We start from the raw sequence: 18949 nt of genomic DNA on the forward strand, positions 1-18949 counted from the left end.
GTTCTTATCCTCCTATTCTAATTACACGTCTTTCGCCTCCTTCACCAGTATCATACTTCTTCATCATTTCCTGAAGTTTTTCATCACGTATTTTATCTGCCTCTTCACGCGTTACCCGCTTACCTTTGCTTGGCACTTCTATTTGAATTGGAGTGGCTGGGTTGAGTTCTACTTTAGTACATAAATAGGTGAAACTTCCATCCTTGAGTTCAAGAATAAGACCTGGTAAACCCCAGGTATTTGAAGGTCCTTGAGAAACGGGGATTTCTGATGTATACCAGGCAGTGATCATTGTTGTATCCATGATGGTCTCTGTCTTTTCCTCAGAATTGCTAAATGACATGGTGGTCTGCTCACGGATGTTCTGATACTCCGCCTTGGTCACTACATAGTCACCAATTTTTTTTGTTTCATTGGTGATTTTCCAGGTAAAACTGGGTAGTTCATCCTCAATAAGAAATTTCTTTCCGAAGATTTCCGTTTCTTCAAGGAATTGATTTTTACTTGGGTTGAGGTAGCTGATAGAATTACCAGTAGATAACTTGATTTGCATACCTCCACTAGCAGCAGCGTTGGTTTCAGGTGCAAGTGCTGCATCTTCCTTCCATGTAGCTTCTTGCAGATTGAATGTCAAGGTATAATCTTTTTGCGATTGCTGCATTAGCTGTTTACGAACAGATTCTTGCATATCTGGACTCATATTTCTTCCAGTCACTTGTAGGGTTCCTACACTCATGGAAGATCTGTATGTAGCGATTCCTTCAAAATTTTGCTGACAGACAGCACTGAACACGATTCCCAATAGCAAACCTGGTACTAGTGAGATGATAAGCATCTTTTTTCTCATTGTCTTTTTGTTTCCAGCAAACCAATGAGAATGAGTGCTAACATACAGTTAAGCAGTGTTAACGTGTGTTAATGGATGGAAGACAGCCAACATGTGCCTCGTATATTTGTGATGTGACAAAACAATCATATCGTAATAGCTTGATTTTGATCGTGGTGACAGCAATAGCCTTGACAGCTGCCCAGGTATACTTCACAGTGCAAAATTATGAGGTAAACAAGCAGCGGTTCATTCAGGATGTGCAGCAGTCGCTGGATTCAAGTATAGAAAACTACTTTGCAGGGAAGGCCAAAAAAAGCGTCTATATCTTTGGACAGAGCTCACTTGATACATTGATAGATGGAAAAAATTCCATAGCGTATACATCCACTATCAACAATATAGATAGCATTTTCAAAATTGCAAGTGACAGCTCGCGAGCATTACGCTCCGGGTATACCCATATATGGTCCAGCTCAGACGCGGATTCGATTCAGCTAGACACGATAATCGCCTCCAGAAGAAATCCGAAAAAACAGATCAAGATTTCAGGAAATCTTGATTCTTCGCGAGCCAAAGAATTCCAATTTCTAACGCAGAAAGTGATGCTCTCCATTAGTGAGGATCTGATAGATCTCGGACAACTATATGAGGAGTTGGAAAAAGAACTTAGCAATAAGAATCTGGATATCGGATTTGTGCTGAAACAGAAAAGTCAAGGGCAGGATACAAGCATAGGAGCCATTAATAACTCCAACTTTCTTACTACTACTGCTGCTTCGACTTTTCTTAATGACTTGAACTCCATAGAGTTGGATTTTGAAAATGCAACGTTGATTATTCTAAAAAACGGGATAGGAGGATTAATACTTTCTGTCCTCCTTATAGGATTAGTTATAGGCACATTAATTCACTTATACAGGACCATTTTTGCGCAGAAGCAACTGGCAGCTATCAAAGACGACTTGATCAGCAATATTACGCATGAATTCAAGACGCCAATTGCTACGATCTTTTCTGCACTTGAGGGCGTAACCAGTTTCAATACAACCAACGATCAGGAAAAGACACGTCGCTATCTGGCACTCTCCAATGATCAGCTGAAAAAACTGAATGACATGGTGGAAAAAATGCTTGAGACCGCTATCATAGATCAAGGTAAACTGACCATAAATAATGAAGAAGTGGAAGCAGTAGCCTGGACAAATGAAATTGTGAAGCGTTTTCAGCTAGTTGAAAGTGAAAAACAAATTGCCTTTGAAAGTGAGCTAAAATCATCCGTAAATGAGTTGGACCGTTTTCATTTAGAGAATACCCTTTCCAATCTTATTGACAATGCGATTAAATATGGTGGAAATAAAATCGTAGTACGTCTTTTTAAGAAAGAAGAAAACGTGGTTTGGGAGGTGGAAGACGATGGAGGAAACATCCCTCAAGCACAAAAACATAAAATATTTGATAAGCTCTACCGCATTCCAACAGGAAACCAACACGATGTAAAAGGGTTTGGCATTGGGTTATACTATGCACGCTCAATAGCAGAACTTCACGGAGGTCATCTTACTTTGGATATTTCGGATCATCGAACACTCTTTAAGTTAACCATATGAGTGTGGAATCAACTAAAATATTGCTGGCAGAAGATGAGGCCGCCTTGGGTATGATTATCCGGGAGAGCCTGGAGTCTCGCGGTTTTCAGGTAATCTTTTGCAGAGATGGCGAGGAGGCTAAAAAAGCCTATGAAGCAGAAAAACCAGATATACTGGTTCTGGATGTTATGATGCCTAAGTTAGACGGCTTCTCGCTAGTAAAAGAACTCCGTAAGTATGACCAGTTCATCCCCATCATTTTCCTAACGGCCAAATCAAGAACGGAAGATGTAGTAGAAGGATTTGGTTATGGCGCCAATGACTATCTGAAGAAACCGTTCAGTATGGAAGAGCTAATTGTACGGATTCATGCGTTGCTAAACCGTAAAGTATCTCGAACATCGGAGGCAGAGCAAGAGATTGGTGAATATGTATTTGACTGCCAAAAGCAAGTGCTTTTTCACAGTCCAAGTAAGCAAGAGGAGAACCTTACTCATCGAGAAGCACAGCTTCTGGATGCGTTAGTTAAAAACATCAATGAGCTGACGGAGCGTCAACAAATATTGAAATCACTTTGGGGGAATGATGATTTTTTCAATGCTCGTAGTATGGACGTATTTATCAGTAAGTTGAGAAAGAAACTCGCACGAGATTCCACGATCCAAATCATCAATGTAAGGGGGTATGGGTATAAACTGGTGGTATGAAATTGCTGATCTTTTCTTCATCAAGAACACAGTTCGTCATACTTTTAACCCACCTTTTTTACCTTCTGATCCCCTGTAATGGCATCTATCATTTTGGTATAGCTGACTTTTTTTCCAGAGTGTTGAGATACATAGAAATATTGCAAGCCTTCGAGCTCTACAGTGCATTTACCCAGCTCATACCGTTGAGCTAATACTTCGTCTCCTTCTAAGATTTGGACACCATCCACATCAAGTATTTCCGGTGGGAGCTTTTCTTTAGGTTTCTTTTTAAAAATTCCGAACATCTACAAGGATTCTTTTGAAGCGTGCAATAGTAAGTGGATTTATGCAGGTATCAAAAAAGGTCGAAAAAAGATAATGAAATGATCCTTTGATAACTTAAGACAATAGGAGTGCTATCGAAGGGCAACAATCAGTGCGAATCCTTTCATTAAATTTGAAAATATGAAACACTATACGGTCTATACCCTAAAATGCGCTGATGATTCTTATTATGTAGGAGTTACAAATGATATTGAAACCAGATTAGTGCAACATAACGAGGGTATTGATCCGAAAACATACACATTTAGAAGAAGACCTGTTGAATTAAGGTTTCAGGAACATTTTCATGATATCAATCAAGCCATCGCATTTGAGAAGCAGGTGAAGGGATGGAGAAGAGCCAAGAAAGAAGCTTTGATCAATCGTGATTGGGATCTACTACCGGAGTTGAGTAAAGCGTACTTTTTGAAGAAAGGGTAATTGTGCACTTTACCCTTCGATAAACTCAGGGTGACAAAGTGAGTTTGATTGTCGTCCTGATTAGCGACGATAGGAGCGCTATCGAAGTGCAAACAATCAGTGTGACATCAGACATTCCCCACAACTTGCATGGTCTCTAGCGAAGGACTTTCACTTCCGCCACGTGGTTCAATAGTTACTGCAAAGGCTGCAGCACCTGAACCTATATTCTTCATTTGAACTAGGGAATTTGAGTTACCAGGACTAAAAACCCCAGCATCGACGGGCTTGCCATCGATAATCGCCCAGAGCTGATATTGTTGATCTTGAGATAACTCTTTTAGGTTTTGAATACTTAAGTACACATCGGCATTGGATTCATTCCAGTATACGGTAGCTAGAGCATTAGGAGAACTATCAGTGCCGTTCATCACCACACGTTTGTACGCTGTGTTATTCATGATAGCCACAGCATTCTGTATATCATCCAATTGCTGGTTTACCTGATTATAATTATCAGCAAACTGTTGATTTTGTGCAATTAAATCCGAAAGTTGATTTTCGGCAGACTTCCATTTGCTCCAGTAATTAAATGCTAAGAATGCTGAAGCAAGTGCAATTACTATAGAGGCTGCAGCTGCATACTTGAGCGCACCAAATGAACCATTTGGCTGCATAGCAATGACTGGAGTTTCTTTTTCCTTTTCTGATGGCTCAATTTTAGTCATCAATTTCTCTTTCACATTCGAAGGAGGAGTGACGGCAGTGGCAAAAGCAAGCGTTTCCATTGACAACTCAATCGCCTCAATTTCATCTTTTAATTCAGGATGCTTTGCAATCATGCTTTCTACTTCAGTGCGCTCAGCTTTACTTAGCTGATCCATCACGTAAGCTTCCAGTATTCCGGACGATATGTATTCTTCTATATTCACTCTACTTGCAATACTTTTCTCATGTTCTTCAATGCCATTCGAAGACGCGTTTTCACGGTTCCGAGTGGAATATCAAATTCCTCTGAAATTTCTGATTGGGTGTAGCCTTTAAAATAAACCATCTCTAAAATGAATTTCTCTTCATTTCGTAGAGAGGTGAGCGTTTCTTTCAACCCAATGCCATCGACATTTAAGTAGTTTAGTTTCTCACGCTCAATACCAGTTACGTAAGTTTCTATGTTATCGGTTTTCCCAACCTTCTTCATTTCTTTTGATCGTAGCTTATCGATCGCCAAATTTCGACTAATATTCACCATCCAGGTAAAAAAACGTCCTTTCGAAGAATCATATTGATCAATCTTATCCCAAAATTTCATGAACGCATCTTGAAGAACTTCCTCGGCAACATCTTCATCATTCACTATTCGGGAGATCGATCCGTAAATCGCCGCAGAATAATTGTCATACAAATAACTAAACGCCTCCGCCTTCTTTGCTCGCAGTTGAGCAACAAGTTGATCTTGATCGATTTGTTGATGGGGAGAAGTCACTATTAGCTAATTGCAATGCCTAAATTATGAATTATTGCTCTTCTGATCACTTTCTAGTCCGATTTAAATTTATGGTAAGGCCCTTCAATTGTCAGTAGAGATTTGAATATATAATTCTATTTCTTGATTATTATATTTACGTATTTAGGATCCACTTAGGATTTCATGTTTGAATTATAGGATGACAACTAAAAATCCAATCATTCCAATTCGATCGTATGTTGGAGCAATTATTATTGATAATTAGCATCTAATACGTTATGAATTTTCTGAGGAATACACACTACTTATTGTTACTCCTTCTATCACTATCAGGATTAACTCAAACCATCAACGGATCCATTAAGGATGCGAAGACTGGAGAACCTGTGGAGTTTGTTACAGTCTATAATCTGACAAGTGAAGAGCACTCACATTCGAATGTTACTGGTCAGTTTTCACTCAAGAATGTATCGAATGGTGACTCGATTTTTATTTCTATGGTGGGCTATGAACGTATTCAATTTAAAGTTGTAGAAAGTACCAATTGGATGATTTCATTGGAACCAGCACCTGTCGAGCTCTCGCAAGTTGTTATTACTCCTGAGATTAATACACTCAATAAGATTAAACAAGTTGATTTAAAGCTCAATCAGGTAAATTCCTCTCAAGAGATATTAAGAAAGGTGCCGGGACTTTTTATAGCGCAGCATGCTGGTGGTGGGAAGGCGGAGCAAATATTTTTGCGTGGTTTCGACATAGATCATGGTACAGATATTCAAATCACAGCAGATGGTATTCCTGTAAATATGGTCTCGCATGCCCATGGTCAGGGCTATGCTGATTTGCATTTCCTTATTCCTGAGACTGTACAGGGAGTCGACTTTGGAAAAGGTCCGTATTATACGGAAAAAGGAAATTTCACTACGGCTGGCTATGTTGATTTTAGTACCTACGATAGAATTGACGAAAGCAGTATAAAAATTGAAGGAGGAAGATTTAATACGCTTCGAACAGTCAGCATGATTGACCTGATGAAGGGGAATGCGAAACAAGATGCTTATATAGCCACTGAATACCTTGTCTCAGATGGGCCTTTTGAATCATCTCAAAACTTCAATCGACTAAATCTTTTTGGAAAGTACAATGCTCAAATCGGAAACAATTTCTTGACGATTCAAGCTTCTACCTTTAGCAGCAAATGGGATGCTTCAGGACAAATTCCCTTGAGGGCAGTTGAATCAAGTCTTATCGATCGATTTGGGGCGATTGATGATACGGAGGGAGGAGAAACATCCAGACAAAACTTTTTAGTCGATTATACTTCCTCATTTTCAAATGGAGATTTTGTACAAACAAAAGCGTTTGTTTCAACATATGATTTTGAGCTGTATTCGAATTTTACGTTCTTTTTAGAAGACCCGGTCAATGGAGATCAGATTCGACAAAAAGAATCTAGAACGATTTATGGCATTCAATCCACTTATAATTATGGGACTCAACTTTTGAAGGGCGATTTGACCTTAGCGAGTGGTGTTGGTTTTAGATATGATGATGTGAACGGCATAGAGCTATCTCACAGGAGGAATAGAAAAGAAACACTGGATTCTATTGCCCTTGCTGATGTGGATGAGCTTAATGGGTTTGCGTTTTTGAATGCCACTTGGGAGTCTGGAAAATGGATGATAAACACAGGGATAAGATTAGACCAATTCAGATTTGAAGAAGTTGACTTTCTCTCATCTGTTTACGATAGAAAATCTATGTCCCAAATGATTGCTTCACCAAAATTTAATGTGATTTTCAGCCCAAAAAATAATTGGCAACTTTATGCAAAATCAGGACGAGGTTTCCATAGTAATGACACACGAGTTGTTTTAAGAGAGCAAAATCAAAACACACTTCCTGCAGCATGGGGATATGATTTAGGGACTGTTTATCAGCCAATTGATCGATTGTTCATAGATGTTGCTTATTGGGAGTTGCGTTTAGAGCAAGAGTTTGTTTATGTCGGTGATGCGGGCATTGTTGAGCCAAGTGGCCGAACAAAAAGATCAGGAATAGATCTGGGCATCAATTATCAAGCTCTCAACCAGCTGTTTATCTATGCGAATTTTAATTACGCGAATCCGAGAGCTATTGATGAGCCAGAAGGAACAGATTATATTCCACTTGCCCCTACATTAACAAGTATCGGTGGACTTACTTATCGGGGAAGCAACTTCAGCGGAAGTATTCGATATCGAAACATTCAGGATAGAGCAGCAAACGAGGACAACTCAACGATAGCTCAGGGTTATTTCTTGACAGATGTGAATCTGTCCTATGATCGCCCAAGATGGACAGCCACGATGGCGATTGAAAATTTATTTGATGTAGAATGGAGAGAAGCTCAATTTGATACCGAATCCCGTTTAGCCGATGAGCCGGAACCCGTTTCTGAAATACACTTTACTCCAGGTGTGCCTTTCTTCTTGAAGGCAGGAATAACATTTAAATTTTAAACACTTGCGTCATTACAGGGGGAAAATGCTGAAGGGATCTCATATTTAGATCACTTCTCCGCTTGCAGCCTCTTTGAGTATATAGTATTATCGAAACCTTCTAAAGAGGACTTTTAAAAATTCTTTCACCTCATCAGACTGCATATCCCATTCATGGTGTTTGGCGTAACCCTGAACAAGAAATTCTACTGATTCGTCAAAGCTCTGGTAATCTTCTAGCTCACCCAATGCTTTTTCAAATTCCTCTTTATCATTTCTGAATAATTCTTTGATGAACATATACCGATGATTAAGAGAAATGAGGCTTAGTATCCCACTTTCCTTATTGGTACTTTCTAAATGTTGAGCTACAGTTTCTTCATCTTTCTCAAACTGCTCATTGATTGTCTCTTCAGGAAAGTCATCTTCTTTGTCTTCCTCTTCTAGGATCACGGGAGTTTTTACTTCCTTTTTAGGCTCCTCTTCTTCCTTTTCCTTGACTTCAGGTTGAGCTTGGCTTTCTTCTTCTTTTGGGGGTTCTGGAGTTTCTTCTACTATGGACTTTTCAGCTTTAGCATCTCCATCTTCAATATCTTCTTCCAGCATAGCATCATCTTCTATGCTCACCTCTATGTTTTCATTTTCTGGAGTTGCATCAGGAGCAATCTTTTTTGATTTGGGACGCTCATCTACAAGATCTTCTTCCCCGGGTTCAAACAAATCATCTTCGTCAAACTCATCCATCTCTGGGTCATCTGAAAAGATTTTTTCAGCAGTGATTTCGAGAACATCAGTCAACAATGCACATTCTTCTTTTACAGCTTCCGTGGTGTCAAACTCATCGAACTCTTCAGGGAGTTCATCAACTACATCGTCAATTGTGAGCCCCTTCATGTCAGACAAAAAGTTCTGAATTTCTTTTTTATGGATTTTCAAATACTTGACTGTACCTTCAACAGACTTATCTTTTATGGTCTCTACACCTCTGCTATCTAAATCAATTTCCACATAGGCCTGTGGCATTGCGGCAAGGTAAATCGTATCTTTTACTGCATGATTTAGCAGTGTCTCAAACTTTTCTCGATTGATTTCAATGTGCTGGGAAAGTACATTCATAAACTGAATCATAGCCTGTCGCACTTCATCGTGTTTATAGTTGAAGAAGGGGCTTTCCAGTTTCTTGGTCTCTTCTTGCCAATACCTGAACAATAATTTTATCACGAAGAAATTGACCTGTTTAGAAGGGGTGACCTTCAATATTTCTTTACCAGTGATGACCTCTTTTCCATCTTTGAAGAAATTGGCAGTCACCGTGGATGCAAATTTCTCACAATAACCGTCTATAAAGTCTTCGTTTAGTTTCTTTTGCATTATTGAAATTGATAAAGCATGTCGACTGTAGTAATTGCCAACTTACAAAGTAAATCTATTCATTGTGATGATAAAAGGGAAAGTTTGCTTGATATTTTGCTTACTGAGACTGATTGGATGCATGCATGTGGAGGGAAAGGTAGATGTACATCATGCAAAGCTAAAATCTTAGAGGGCATGGATAATCTAATGCCTAGAACAAAGGTGGAGGAGCAATATTTGGAATTGAATAAATTGCGAGGAGATGAACGCTTAACTTGCCAAGCTTGCGTGACAGGAGACGTCACCATTAAAGTGCCGAAGGAAACACAATTGCCACATTTGATATATTCTGAATAAGATGTTTGTAGAACCACATATTGGAAAGGGTACCTTAAGGAGAGGTGGATGGATAGAGGTGGTCTGTGGATCAATGTTTTCCGGGAAAACAGAAGAACTTATCAGAAGGTTAAATAGAGCAATGTTGGCAAACCAGCACGTTGAGATTTTTAAGCCTGCTGTAGATAAGAGATATGATAAAGTGAAAATTGTTTCACATAAAGACTCATCAATCCCATCTACTCCAGTCAATTTTGCCAATGATATTTTGCTTCGCGCAGGAAATTGTGAAGTTGTGGGAATTGACGAAGCTCAATTTTTTGATGAGGAGATTATCAGCGTTGCTGATAAACTCGCAAATCAGGGAAAACGTGTGATTGTTGCAGGACTAGATATGGATTTTAAGGGTAGACCATTCAGACCTATGGATTCACTGATGTCTATAGCGGAATACATTACCAAGGTACATGCAGTATGTATGAAATGTGGAAATGTGGCATCTTATTCCCATCGACGTACTAAATCCAAGCAAACAATAGTTTTAGGAGAAAAGGATATTTATGAAGCGCTTTGCAGGTCATGCTTTTTTGAGGCACTTGATACTGAGTAGTTTACTAGTACTCACATCTGTGGTTTTTGCTTTTTCGCAGAATATTGCTGTAGGTACATGGAGGACTCATTTCAGTTATAGCAATGCTCGGTTTTTAGAGGTTACTCCCGATAAAATCTTCTGTGCCACTCAAAACGGGCTTTTTTCAAGGGAAATTTCATCAGGAGCTTTAAGAAGACTGTCTAAGATTGATGGATTGTCGGATGTGGGTGTCTCTGCTTTAGCCTATGATGAAATTAACAATGTACTCGTGATCGGGTACGGGTCTGGTTTCGTTGACTTTGTTTTTGAAGACCAATTGTTGACCATTTCTGATATTGCCACGTCTAATCTGGACATAGATAAAACCATTAATGACATTGCTTTCGGAAGTCCCATGACGTATCTGGCGACAGATTTGGGAGTCATTGTTGTAAATACTTCAGACGTAGAGGTAACGGAGAATTATGTTCAAATTGGCGATGGAGGAAATGAGGTTGAAATATTCGAGATCATTTTCAAAAATGATTCACTTTTTGTTAGAACCAGCGAAGGAGTACAATCGGGTAGTCTTGATACAAACTTATTAGACTTTAATAACTGGGTAATGTACGCTGGAACATCAGGTTACTCAGACCTTACACTTGTAGGGAATGAAATATTTGCTATTTCAGCGTCTGATTTGATGAGGCTAGCAAATGACACATGGCTAGATACTGGAGTCGATTTGCCTGCAGGATCATCAAAATTATTTGAAGTTGATAACCAGCTGATAACTTCAGTGTTAGGTACGCTTTATACATATAATGGTAGTGAATTCCTCCCTCAGAACACAACTCTTGCTTTGAATGTGAATGACTTGGCAATAGCTGGCAGTTCGCTTGTAGTGGCCGATGGTGAGCTCGGATTGGTAGAAGAAGGGGGTAACACACTTTCTCCTCAAGGACCACTCTCGGACAATTTTTCAAACTTTCGAGTGATCAATAGTCAGGTCTTCGGTTTTCATGCCCCATCACCTTTTACGTATGATGGATCCGATCAAGTAGAATCATTTTCTCTTTTTTCAGAAGGGGAGTGGCAAGAACGATCAATAGCAGGGTTTGGAAATGTATCTGATGTTGCAAGATTCAATAACAATTTCTACTATTCATCCATAGGAGATGGAATATATGATGAATTGAATGAGAGGGTCATTTCAGATATTCCAGGAAGTTCTAGCGAGTTAGATACAATCGTTACTGCATTAGCGAGTGCTCAAAATCTATGGGTTTCCTCTTTTGGAAATTCAAACCCAATTCATGTAATGAATAGTGAACAGAGCTGGACGTCTTATACGAATGTGTTTCTTGGAGAAAGCGAATATTTGACAATAGACCTTTCCGAAACAGGAATTGGTTGGCTCGGTTCGTCATCTGGTGTCATCATTGTTTTAGATTCAGAGGAGAACATCTCTGACCAAATTACGACGGCAGATGGTCTGCCATCTTCATTCACAGATATAGATATAAGTATTGAAGACAATGCATGGATAGGCACGACTCGTGGGCCAGTGATTTTTCCTTTTGCTTCATTCATTTTTTCGGATTCACAAGGGATTCTCCCATCGTTTGAAAATAGAACACTGTTTGAAGGAGAGGAAATTACAGCAGTAATGACGGATGGAGGCAACAGGATTTGGTTTGGGACCAATCAAGGACTTTGGGTATATGATGAAAATACTTCCGAACAAGTGGCAGTTTTCAATGAATCAAATAGTCCTTTACCTTCAAATCAAATTATTCAGCTAGCCTACGATGGAATTACCGGGGAAGTATTTATTCTTACTGCCAAAGGAATGGTTTCCTTTAGAAGTTCGTCTTCTGTTGGCGGTAGAAAGCATAGCGATGTTAATATTTTTCCAAACCCCGTTCGTCCTGATTATCAAGGATTGGTGGGTTTAACAGGCCTGGCAAATAATGCAAATGTGAAAGTGACAGATGTCAATGGAAACTTAGTTAAAGAAATTGATGCAAACGGAGGGTCTGCTTCTTGGAACCTGCTAGATATAAACGGATCTATGATAAGGACTGGAATTTACCTGTTTTTTAGTTCCACGTCTGATGGAGAAGAAACGTATGTTGGGAAAATTGCCGTGGTAAGATGATTGTTAAGTCTAAGGGGATTGTTCTTAGCTATATGAAGTATGGCGATACTTCAATAATCGCAAGGATATTTACAGAGGAGAGCGGTTATGGTGCTTACATAGTCAATTCAATTAGAAGCCAGAAGTCAAAAAAGAGTATTGGCTACTTTCAACCATTCACCATCCTTGACTTGGTCTTGTATGTTAAGGAAACCAGGGATCTTCAACGCATTTCAGAATTCAAGAGCTTTTATCCATTGCATCATATCCATCAGGATTTAGTGAAGAGCTCTATTACACTTTTTCTTACGGAGGTCTTTTCAAAATTGCTTCAGTCAGAACAATCTCCAAACCCTGAACTTTATAAATTTGCAGAAGAATCGATTAAGCAATTCGATTTGCTAGATAAAGGTGTCAGTAATTTTCATTTACAATTTTTGCTGAAAATCGGCCCATTTTTGGGATATGCAATAGATGATATAGACAACCTTTTTAGTTCCACTGATAAGCTAGTTCCTTCAACGGAGAACCATGAAATTATGGATGCCCTGCTAAAAGAATCATATGGCTATGATTTTAAGATGGCGAGAGAAGTAAAAGGAATTTTGTTAGATACAATTTTGGAGTACTATCAACATCATGCTCATATCTCAAAACCAAAGTCTTTGGAAGTTTTACGCAGTGTTTTACATTGATTTCCACTTTATTCTGAATTAAATTGTACCTCTAATTACTCGAAAATGGCTGACATACTTTACGATGAGATCCCTTCACTGGACTTAGCGGATTTTACCAATGGTACGAAAGAGCAAAAGGATGCTTTTGTAAAAGCTCTGGGAAAGGCGTACACGAATATTGGATTTGTATCTATAAAAAATCATGGACTTTCTGATGATCTCACTGAAAATTTATATCAGTCGGTGGAAAGATTTTTTCGGCTTCCCGACAATGTGAAATTGGCCTATGAAAAGAAAGAACTAGCGGGACAAAGAGGCTATATAAGTAAAGGACGCGAAAAGGCAAAAGGCAGAAATACGGGAGATCTCAAAGAATTTTTTCATGTTGGACAGCCTCCTGAAAAACAGAGGTCAGACTATCCTGAAAATATATGGCCTACTGAAGTGCCGGAGTTAGAGAAGTATGCTTCAGAAGCATTTTTAACTCTTTTACATGCCGGAATAGAGATGTTAAGAGCTATTGCACTCTATCTGGATTTACCTGAAAATTATTTTGACGATAGGGTAGAGGATGGAAACAGTATCTTAAGACCTATTCATTACTTTCCAATAGAAGACCCGGATGCGATTCCGCCAGATGCCGTTAGAGCAGCAGAGCACGGAGATATCAACCTTATCACCTTGTTAATGGGTGCAAGTGCTGATGGCTTACAAGTATTGAGGAGGGATGGGAAATGGATCCCTATCACCGCATTACCAGATCAGATAGTGGTCAATGTTGGGGATATGCTAGAGCGACATACCAATGGGAAGCTCAAATCCACGATCCATAGAGTGGTCAATCCACCAAGAGAGTTAATGCATACATCACGATTTTCGATTCCCTTCTTCATGCACCCAGTTTCAGAAATGGATCTAACGTGCTTAAAAGGATGTATCGATGCAGAGTACCCAAAAGCATTTGAAGATATAAGTGCCGGAGATTTTTTAGATGAAAGATTAAGAGAGATAGGATTGAAGGCGTAAAAAATGTCGATTAGACGCGTTAGAAATATCATTTTCCTCAAGGATGTGTCAGTCCTGTCCCTTACAGCCTTTGGAGGACCGCAAGGGCACTTTGGAATGTTTCTTGATTTGCTCGTTGGAAAGAGGGCATACTTGACTGAGGAGGATTTAATTGAACTATATGCACTGTGTCAAATATTACCTGGACCCACATCCACACAAACCATAACGGCTCTCGGGTATAAAATAGGCGGACCCAATTTAGCTTACCTCACGCTTTTAGTTTGGATGCTCCCCGCAGTATCCATTATGACAGCATTAGCCATTTTCGTTTCATCGGCACAAAACATGAACGTCTCTCTTGACTTTCTTCGATTTATAGAACCAATTGCAGTAGGTATTGTCACATATTCGTCATATAAGATTGCGGTAAAGGTGGTGAATACTAAAGTTGGTTTTGGCTTAATGATCTTTTCTGCTGCTGCATCTTTCACTCTTAAAAGCCCATATGCTTTTCCTATTTTGATTATTCTAGGTGGGCTAGCTACTACATGGAAGTATAAAAAACAGCCAATTGAAGAAAAGGAGAAAATAAGCATCAACTGGTCAAATCTTATTCTCTGGATTTCAGTCCTAATAGCTGCGGCAGTACTTGGGGGAGTCACACAATTTCAGTCAATAAAGATATTTGAGAATTTTTATAGGAATGGAAGCTTAATTTTTGGTGGTGGGCAGGTTCTGGTGCCGCTTCTTTATACAGAATTCGTTGAGTTTAAAGACTACTTAAGTTCGCAAGAGTTTATTTCAGGGTATGGATTTGTTCAGGCTATACCTGGTCCTGTATTTTCATTTAGTGCTTATGTGGGAGCGCTGAGTGCAAGAGAATTTGGTGCTGGTGCGCAAATACTCAATGCAGGAGCAGCTGCTGCAGGAATATTCTTGCCAGGCACGTTTCTGATTTTCTTTATTATCAGATTTTGGGAACAGCTAAAAAAATATAGAATTGTAAAAGCCTCTTTAGAAGGAATTACCGCAGTGAGTGCTGGGATGGTAATTGCAGCGGCCTTTTTACTTTTTATGCCGATGGAGTTCAAGACGATAAACTTCATTCTTCTATTTGGCACAGTTGGGATGATGCACTTTACTAAGGTCCCTACACCTATCATCATCATTGTAGGACTTGTGTTTGGAATTATTATTGCATAAACAACCCCATCTGCCAACTAGCAGATGGGGTTGTTTTTTAAATCTTCAATTGCTTTTAGTTATCAGCAGGAGGATTAATACCTAGTTTCTTCAATACGATATTCGTCACATTGTCTTCTTCTCGCGCATATAAAAGAATGCTTTGTCCACCGGCAGTCATGTTAAAAACATGGGAGTATCCGTTTTCTTTGGAGATTTGCTCAATAGCCGTTCCAATTTTTTCAAAAGCGGGCTGAAGAAGTTGGTTTCTTTTGTTAACCATGGAGTTCTGCGCGTTTTGCTCAAACTCTTGGATAGAAGTTTGAAGGTTTACGATTTCGCTCTCTTTATCAGCTCTTACAACTTCCGTATAACCTTCAGCATTTTGCTGATAATCGGCAACTTTTGCCTGATAGTCAGCATATTTTGCTTCTAGTTGAGAAGATAATTGCTTATCATACGCAGCTAATTCGCTTTCAATTTGTTTTGCCTCAGGCATTAGGCTCAAAACGTACTCTACATTTGTATAGCCTATTTTTAACTGCGCCATTACTCCAAAACCGATTACAGCAAGGGCAGTACTTAGTAACATTCTAACTTTCATATCTAAATCACTTTTCGTTTATGGTTTGGGCGTTCACCCATTGGTTTGATTAAGTTTCAATTTTTATGCTCAATTATTATTAACACTCTGATTTTCTACCAATCCCAGATCTTCCAGTACGAAATCAGTATAATCATGGACTGGATCAGTGTAGATCATCACAAGATCTCCGGACTTATCGAAGACAATTTGGAGTCGATTATTCTTAGCCACACGTTCAACAGCTTCAAATACCTGGTCTTGTACTGGTTTTACCAACTCTTTCTTTTTTAAGAAATAAAGACCGTCAAATCCAAAAATCGATTGTTGAAACTCTTTCACCTCTTTCCATTTACGCTCAATTTCAGCATTCCTATCCTCCCACATCTCCTTTGTCAGAAGTACTTCTTCCGCCTTCAACTCCACTTCCATAGCCTCTACCTGTTGATACAAATCTTGAATTTCAACTTCCCAACCTTTAGCGAGCTTCTCAATTTCTGCTTGAGCATCTTTATACTCAGGCATTTTTTCCAAAATGTATTGAGTGTCTACATACCCAAATTTTTGCGCAAATGTAGCACTGACGCAAAACAGTCCAAATAGCAATAGAAATATCTTTTTCATAATATCGGTATTTTAAGACATCTCTATTAACGAATCTGCTGACCAATAGAGAAGTGGAATTGTGGACCTGAATTTTCAAAGCTTCCAGGAACTCTATCAAAACCGTAAGCCCAATCAATCCCCATAAGCCCAAACGCTGGCATGAAGATTCTAAGGCCTATACCTGCAGATTTTTTTATGTTGTATGGGTTAAATTCTGCAAAGCGATCCCAGTTGTTTCCTCCTTCTACAAAGGTTAATGCATAAATAGTAGCAGATTGAGCAAGTGAAATAGGATATCTTACTTCCATTACATACTTATTGAAAAGTGTTCCGCCTTCAATGTTATTTTCTTGATCGAATGGTGTAATAGAATTGTTCGGATAGCCTCTTAAGCCGACCACATCTGTTCCTAATAAGAAGTTTTGACCAGTGAGACCATCGCCTCCTAGCTGGAATCGTTCAAAAGGCCCAACACCTGTTTTGCTGGTATAGGTGCCCAAATACCCAAAATGTGCTCGGGCAGAAAGAACGAGTTTTCCAGTAAGTGTTAAGAAATATTTGGTGTCAAAATTCCATTTATGATATTCTAGCCATTTAAATCGCTCTTCTGGTTCAGCATTTTCATAATCAAGATTTCTCCAAAGGGAATATGGGGGAGTAAAGGAAGCACTTAACGAAATACTTGATCCATTTCTAGGGTACATTGGGTTATTAACCGTATTTCTTGATAATGAGGTATTGAATGTAAAGCTATTCGCAGCACCCGTTTGGAATCCAAGGGCTCTACTTTGGAATTGGAATAGGTCATATCTCTGGTAGGAAAGACCGGTGCTTACTGTGAAATAATCATCAGGCCACTTTACCCTTCTTCCTAACGAGGCGGAAATTCCTGTTACTTTCAAAGATCCAAAAGTCTCATTCGTAAAACGATTAATTGAGCGTTGGATTGATTTGCTGTAGCTAAGACCAAAAGAGTTTGGATTTCTTCCGCCTAGCCATGGTTCTACGAAACTGAAGGAGTAACTCTGAAAATTTCTACCGTTTGCCTGGAATCTTACCGAGAGACTTTGTCCATCTCCTACAGGTAAACCTCTCCAGTTTTCCGGTTTGGTAATATTTCTTACAGAGAAATTATTAAATGTTACTCCAAATGTCCCAACAAAGCCAAACGCTCCACCCCATCCACCAGAGAGTTCAATTTGATCATTTGATCGCTCTACTAATTGCCACTCAATATCTACTGTTTCATTGATTGGATCAGGTATCGGAAGAGGATTTACTTGTTCTGGGTCAAAATATCCTAACTGGGAAAGTTCTTGCTGTGTCCTGATAAGCTGCGCTCTACTAAATTTATCACCTGGCCTAGTCCATAGAGCTCTTAGTATTACATGGTCATTGGTTTTATCGTTTCCACTTATATAAACCTTGTCAATTGTGGCTTGAGCACCTTCATAGATTCTCATTTCTAAATCAATCGAATCCTCTGAAACTCGAATTTCCACTGGATTTATATTGAAGAAAAGATATCCATCATCCATATACAAAGAGCTGATATCAGGCCCATTAGGATTGAAGTTTAGCTTTTTATTTACTAAGTCAAGATCGTATACATCACCCTTTCCGATTCCAAGAATACGCTGTAACTGTTCATCTGTGTAGATATAGTTTCCACTCCATGATACATCCCTGAAATAATATTTGTTACCTTCAGCTAAGGAGATATCAATATTCATGTACTTATTTGAGATATCGTATATGGTATCTAAAACAATTTCTGCATCTCTATATCCTTTTGAATTATAAAAACTAATGATATTATTTTTGTCCTCTTCGTAATCATCTTTGACAAACTTGGCAGACTTAAAGAAATTTAAGTTTACATGTGTTGCAAGATATTCTCGTGCCTCTTCTTTCGAGGTTTTCTTCGAGCCTTTTATGAATGAGATTAGATTTGGAGGCCACATGAGTTTTGCTGTGGTTTCAATGATCTCGGTAGGTAATGAAAACTTAGGGATCATTCCAACCCCTTTCATTTTAGATCTGAGCTTTTTTGAAGTAAACTGCTCATTCCCGTCAAAGCGGATATTCCTAATTTTTACTTTTTGGCCTTGATCAATGACGACTTTCAGATAAGCACTATTTCGAAGTACTGTATCGCCTTGTTGAAAAACTTTAACGTCAGCATTCAAGAAACCCTTGCTTTCCATATAGCTCCTTACTGCTAGTTCGGTATTCTTAATGACTACATCAGTTAATACTTTTCCCCTAATCAATCCTATTTTTTCCTCTATCTCCCCTTGCTTTGTTTTACTAACACCTTCAATGATGTACTTTGTCAACCTTGGGCGCTCAGTAAGTTCGATAACTAACCAAATTTTATCCCCTTCTACTTTCGAAGCATAAATGGATACATTTCCTATAATTCCCTGATTCCAAAGTTTCTTAATTGCTGTAGTGATTTCATCACCCGGGACTTTGATCTTATCTCCCACCCTTAGACCAGACAATGAAATCAGCGCATTATTGTCAAGGTATTGGACTCCTCTAACCTCAATATCAGCTATTTCGTACTCTTTCGGGCTTGAATAGTTTATTGAAAGCCCACTTCCAGGATTATTTTGATCTCTTCCAAAGACTACCTGTGATTGGACTTCAAATATTGTCAAAAAGCAAACAGCTATCAATAATGTTTTTTTCATG

At 39.0% G+C, this 18949-nt stretch carries 18 protein-coding genes; 10 read left to right on the forward strand and 8 right to left on the reverse strand.

From position 1 onward, the window contains the following. Window positions 1-4: 4 nt before the first annotated feature. Window positions 5-847, reverse strand: a complete 843-nt coding sequence (locus ABJQ32_16700) for a GLPGLI family protein (protein MEP5291297.1) — start codon at window positions 845-847, stop codon at window positions 5-7. 71 nt (window positions 848-918) lie between these two features. Here ABJQ32_16700 and ABJQ32_16705 point away from each other — a divergent pair, with 71 nt between their 5' ends. After that, the gene (locus tag ABJQ32_16705; GenBank protein MEP5291298.1) at window positions 919-2436 is read left to right on the forward strand and encodes a HAMP domain-containing sensor histidine kinase; all 1518 of its coding nucleotides are present in this window, start codon (window positions 919-921) and stop codon (window positions 2434-2436) included. 2 nt (window positions 2437-2438) lie between these two features. Next, window positions 2439-3122 carry a response regulator transcription factor gene (locus tag ABJQ32_16710; protein ID MEP5291299.1) on the forward strand — a complete coding sequence of 228 codons (684 nt, stop codon included), beginning with the start codon at window positions 2439-2441 and terminating at the stop codon, window positions 3120-3122. Between the two features lie 44 nt (window positions 3123-3166). Here the strand turns inward: ABJQ32_16710 and ABJQ32_16715 are convergent, their stop codons facing one another. Next, complete coding sequence (locus ABJQ32_16715) at window positions 3167-3409, reverse strand: hypothetical protein (protein MEP5291300.1); 243 nt, start codon at window positions 3407-3409, stop codon at window positions 3167-3169. A gap of 160 nt (window positions 3410-3569) precedes the next feature. Here ABJQ32_16715 and ABJQ32_16720 point away from each other — a divergent pair, with 160 nt between their 5' ends. After that, window positions 3570-3869, forward strand: coding sequence for a GIY-YIG nuclease family protein (locus ABJQ32_16720; protein ID MEP5291301.1), 300 nt, complete (start codon window positions 3570-3572; stop codon window positions 3867-3869). 107 nt (window positions 3870-3976) lie between these two features. Here ABJQ32_16720 and ABJQ32_16725 read toward each other — a convergent pair whose 3' ends face one another. Beyond that, window positions 3977-4780 carry an anti-sigma factor gene (locus tag ABJQ32_16725; protein ID MEP5291302.1) on the reverse strand — a complete coding sequence of 268 codons (804 nt, stop codon included), beginning with the start codon at window positions 4778-4780 and terminating at the stop codon, window positions 3977-3979. Continuing rightward, window positions 4777-5331: a sigma-70 family RNA polymerase sigma factor gene (locus ABJQ32_16730; protein MEP5291303.1), complete on the reverse strand. Its 555-nt coding sequence runs from the start codon at window positions 5329-5331 to the stop codon at window positions 4777-4779. Before ABJQ32_16730 ends, ABJQ32_16725 begins: the two co-directional genes overlap by 4 nt. A 260-nt stretch (window positions 5332-5591) precedes the next feature. On the opposite strand from ABJQ32_16730, the gene ABJQ32_16735 reads away from it, so the two are divergent. Further along, window positions 5592-7814: a TonB-dependent receptor plug domain-containing protein gene (locus ABJQ32_16735; GenBank protein ID MEP5291304.1), complete on the forward strand. Its 2223-nt coding sequence runs from the start codon at window positions 5592-5594 to the stop codon at window positions 7812-7814. A gap of 87 nt (window positions 7815-7901) precedes the next feature. Here ABJQ32_16735 and ABJQ32_16740 read toward each other — a convergent pair whose 3' ends face one another. Then, entirely contained in the window at window positions 7902-9164 is a 1263-nt protein-coding gene (locus ABJQ32_16740) for a hypothetical protein (protein MEP5291305.1), read from the reverse strand. Window positions 9165-9182: 18 nt separating this feature from the next. Here ABJQ32_16740 and ABJQ32_16745 point away from each other — a divergent pair, with 18 nt between their 5' ends. From ABJQ32_16745 to chrA, 6 genes are read left to right on the forward strand one after another with little or no spacing between them, the layout of a single operon-like run. Next, a complete protein-coding gene (locus ABJQ32_16745; protein ID MEP5291306.1) occupies window positions 9183-9503 on the forward strand; it encodes a 2Fe-2S iron-sulfur cluster-binding protein in 321 nt (106 codons plus the stop codon). 1 nt (window position 9504) lies between these two features. Next, window positions 9505-10092 carry a thymidine kinase gene (locus ABJQ32_16750; GenBank protein ID MEP5291307.1) on the forward strand — a complete coding sequence of 196 codons (588 nt, stop codon included), beginning with the start codon at window positions 9505-9507 and terminating at the stop codon, window positions 10090-10092. Beyond that, on the forward strand, window positions 10043-12214 hold the full coding sequence (locus tag ABJQ32_16755; protein MEP5291308.1) for a hypothetical protein: 2172 nt from the start codon (window positions 10043-10045) through the stop codon (window positions 12212-12214). The genes ABJQ32_16750 and ABJQ32_16755 overlap by 50 nt, the downstream gene beginning before the upstream one ends. Further along, a complete protein-coding gene (recO, locus tag ABJQ32_16760) occupies window positions 12211-12888 on the forward strand; it encodes a DNA repair protein RecO (protein MEP5291309.1) in 678 nt (225 codons plus the stop codon). The genes ABJQ32_16755 and recO overlap by 4 nt, the downstream gene beginning before the upstream one ends. 45 nt (window positions 12889-12933) lie before the next feature. After that, window positions 12934-13896, forward strand: coding sequence for a 2-oxoglutarate and iron-dependent oxygenase domain-containing protein (locus ABJQ32_16765; protein MEP5291310.1), 963 nt, complete (start codon window positions 12934-12936; stop codon window positions 13894-13896). A gap of 3 nt (window positions 13897-13899) precedes the next feature. After that, window positions 13900-15081, forward strand: a complete 1182-nt coding sequence (chrA, locus tag ABJQ32_16770) for a chromate efflux transporter (GenBank protein MEP5291311.1) — start codon at window positions 13900-13902, stop codon at window positions 15079-15081. A 55-nt stretch (window positions 15082-15136) separates the two neighbouring features. Here chrA and ABJQ32_16775 read toward each other — a convergent pair whose 3' ends face one another. The 3 genes from ABJQ32_16775 to ABJQ32_16785 form a co-directional block, all read right to left on the reverse strand. Then, window positions 15137-15664 (reverse strand): OmpH family outer membrane protein, encoded by a 528-nt coding sequence (locus tag ABJQ32_16775; GenBank protein ID MEP5291312.1) that lies wholly within the window; start codon window positions 15662-15664, stop codon window positions 15137-15139. Between the two features lie 69 nt (window positions 15665-15733). Then, window positions 15734-16267, reverse strand: a complete 534-nt coding sequence (locus ABJQ32_16780) for an OmpH family outer membrane protein (protein ID MEP5291313.1) — start codon at window positions 16265-16267, stop codon at window positions 15734-15736. Between the two features lie 26 nt (window positions 16268-16293). Then, complete coding sequence (locus ABJQ32_16785) at window positions 16294-18948, reverse strand: POTRA domain-containing protein (protein ID MEP5291314.1); 2655 nt, start codon at window positions 18946-18948, stop codon at window positions 16294-16296. Window position 18949 lies beyond the last annotated feature (1 nt).

The organism is Marinobacter alexandrii (assembly GCA_039984955.1).
Lineage (GTDB): Bacteria > Bacteroidota > Bacteroidia > Cytophagales > Cyclobacteriaceae > Ekhidna.